The sequence below is a fragment of the Streptococcus sp. 339 genome (genome assembly GCF_013277285.1).
GTDB lineage: Bacteria > Bacillota > Bacilli > Lactobacillales > Streptococcaceae > Streptococcus > Streptococcus pseudopneumoniae.
In genome coordinates, this window is record NZ_VMMR01000132.1 from 1 (window position 1) to 2,525 (window position 2,525).

Annotated in this window: 3 protein-coding genes; all 3 read left to right on the plus strand. The window is 43.1% G+C overall.

Annotated elements, in window-relative coordinates:
* On the plus strand, nt 1–256 hold a 256-nt coding region (locus tag HT736_RS11905; RefSeq protein ID WP_345890493.1), incomplete at its 5' end, for a hypothetical protein.
* A gap of 89 nt (nt 257–345) precedes the next feature.
* Nucleotides 346–1,068, plus strand: a complete 723-nt coding sequence (locus HT736_RS11395; RefSeq protein ID WP_172931059.1) for a pseudouridine synthase — start codon at nt 346–348, stop codon at nt 1,066–1,068.
* Between the two features lie 110 nt (nt 1,069–1,178).
* The gene (gene pepC, locus HT736_RS11400; protein ID WP_172931060.1) at nt 1,179–2,513 is read left to right on the plus strand and encodes an aminopeptidase C; all 1,335 of its coding nucleotides are present in this window, start codon (nt 1,179–1,181) and stop codon (nt 2,511–2,513) included.
* The last annotated feature ends 12 nt before the right edge of the window (nt 2,514–2,525 follow it).

The following is a 2,525-nucleotide window of genomic DNA, read 5'->3' on the forward strand; positions in this document are numbered from 1 at the left end:
ATACTCAATGAAAATCAAAGAGCAAACTAGGAAGCTAGCCGCAGGCTGCTCAAAGCACTGCTTTGAGGTTGTAGATAGAACTGACGAAGTCAGCTCAAAACACTGTTTTGAGGTTGCAGATAGAACTGACGAAGTCAGCTCAAAACACTGTTTTGAGGTTGCAGATAGAACTGACGAAGTCAGCTCAAAACACTGTTTTGAGGTTGCAGATAGAACTGACGAAGTCAGTAACATATATACGGCAAGGCGACGTTGACGCGGTTTGAAGAGATTTTCGAAGAGTATGAAACGAAAAGGAGGTTGGTCATTGTACCAGCCTCCTTTTGAGTATGATATAATAGTTCTATGAGATTAGATAAATTTTTAGTTGCCTGCGCTGTGGGAAGTCGGACTGAGGTCAAAAACTTGCTCAAGGCTGGGCGCGTGACGGTAAATGGTAAAAAAGAAAAATCAGCTAAATTGCAGATTGATGAAGAAAGAGATGAGATTCGCTTTGATGGGCAAGTGTTGGAGTATGAAGAGTTTGTCTACTATATGATGAACAAGCCCCAAGGAGTTATCTCAGCGACTGAGGATCCCAAGCACAGAACCGTTCTGGACTTGTTGGATGATATTGCTCGGAGCAAGGAAGTTTTCCCAGTAGGGCGCTTGGATATCGATACGCATGGACTCCTGCTCCTGACCAATGACGGTCAGCTTGCCCATGCTCTTCTTTCACCCAAGCGTCATGTGGATAAGACCTATCTGGCTCAGGTCAAGGGAATTATGACACAAGAAGATGTGGAGATATTTGCTGAGGGTATTCCTCTCAAAGACTTTACTTGTCAACCCGCTAGACTGGAGATTCTTTCCACAGATGCAGAAAAGAATCAGAGCCAAATCCGTGTGACCATTGCAGAAGGGAAGTTTCATCAGGTCAAGCGTATGGTGGGCTACTGTGGCAAGGAAGTAGTAGACTTGCAACGTTTGACTATGGGAACTCTAGTATTGGATGAGAACTTGCAGCGAGGAGAATGGCGTCGTTTGACCAAGGAAGAATTAGAAGATCTCCTTGCGAATATTGCTTAATTTGATTTATATTCGAAAAGGTGAGGGAGAATGTCCTTACCTTTTATGTTTTTTAGTTGCTTCCTTTGTGAAAAGAGTTATAATAGACTGTAGAATAAAAGGAGGAATCTATGAACGCGATTCAAGAATCATTTACTGATAAACTATTTGCCAACTATGAAGCAAATGTAAAATACCAAGCGATTGAAAATGCTGCCAGCCACAACGGAATTTTTGCAGCTCTGGAACGTCGCCAAAGCCATGTAGACAACACACCTGTTTTCTCATTGGATTTAACCAAGGACAAGGTCACTAACCAGAAAGCGTCTGGTCGTTGCTGGATGTTTGCGGCTCTCAACACCTTCCGCCACAAACTCATCTCGCAATACAAATTGGAGAACTTTGAGTTGTCACAAGCCCACACTTTCTTCTGGGATAAGTATGAGAAATCAAACTGGTTCTTGGAGCAAGTCATTGCGACTGCAGACCAAGACTTGACGAGTCGTAAGGTTAAATTCCTACTCCAAACACCTCAACAAGATGGTGGTCAATGGGATATGGTCGTTTCCCTCTTTGAAAAATACGGTGTCGTGCCTAAGTCAGTTTATCCTGAGTCTGTTTCATCTAGCAGCAGTCGTGAGCTAAATGCGATCCTTAATAAATTGCTTCGTCAAGATGCTCAAATCTTGCGTGATTTGCTTGTTTCTGGTGCAGATCAAGTGACTGTTCAAGCTAAGAAAGAAGACCTCTTGCAAGAAATCTTTAACTTTCTTGCTATGTCATTAGGACTTCCACCACGCAAGTTTGACTTTGCTTATCGCGATAAAGATAACAACTACAAAAGTGAAAAAGGAATCACACCACAAGAGTTCTACAAGAAATATGTCAATCTTCCTTTAGAAGACTACGTTTCTGTTATCAATGCTCCAACTGCTGATAAACCTTACGGAAAATCTTACACAGTTGAGATGTTGGGGAATGTGGTTGGTAGCCGTGCAGTTCGTTACATCAACGTTCCAATGGAGCGCTTGAAAGAATTGGCGATTGCCCAAATGCAAGCAGGTGAGACTGTTTGGTTTGGTTCTGATGTCGGCCAGCTCAGTAACCGTAAGGCTGGAATCCTTGCGACAGATGTTTATGACTTTGAATCAAGCATGGACATTAAACTTACTCAAGACAAGGCTGGACGTTTGGACTATAGCGAAAGCTTGATGACCCACGCCATGGTCTTGACAGGTGTTGACTTGGACGAAAATGGTAAATCAACCAAGTGGAAGGTTGAAAACTCATGGGGAGACAAGGTCGGTACAGATGGTTACTTTGTTGCCTCAGACGCTTGGATGGACGAATACACTTACCAAATCGTTGTCCGTAAGGAATTGCTGACAGCAGAAGAACAAGCTGCCTATGAAGCAGAACCAATTGTGCTTGCACCATGGGATCCAATGGGTGCCTTGGCAGAATAATACTCAATGAAA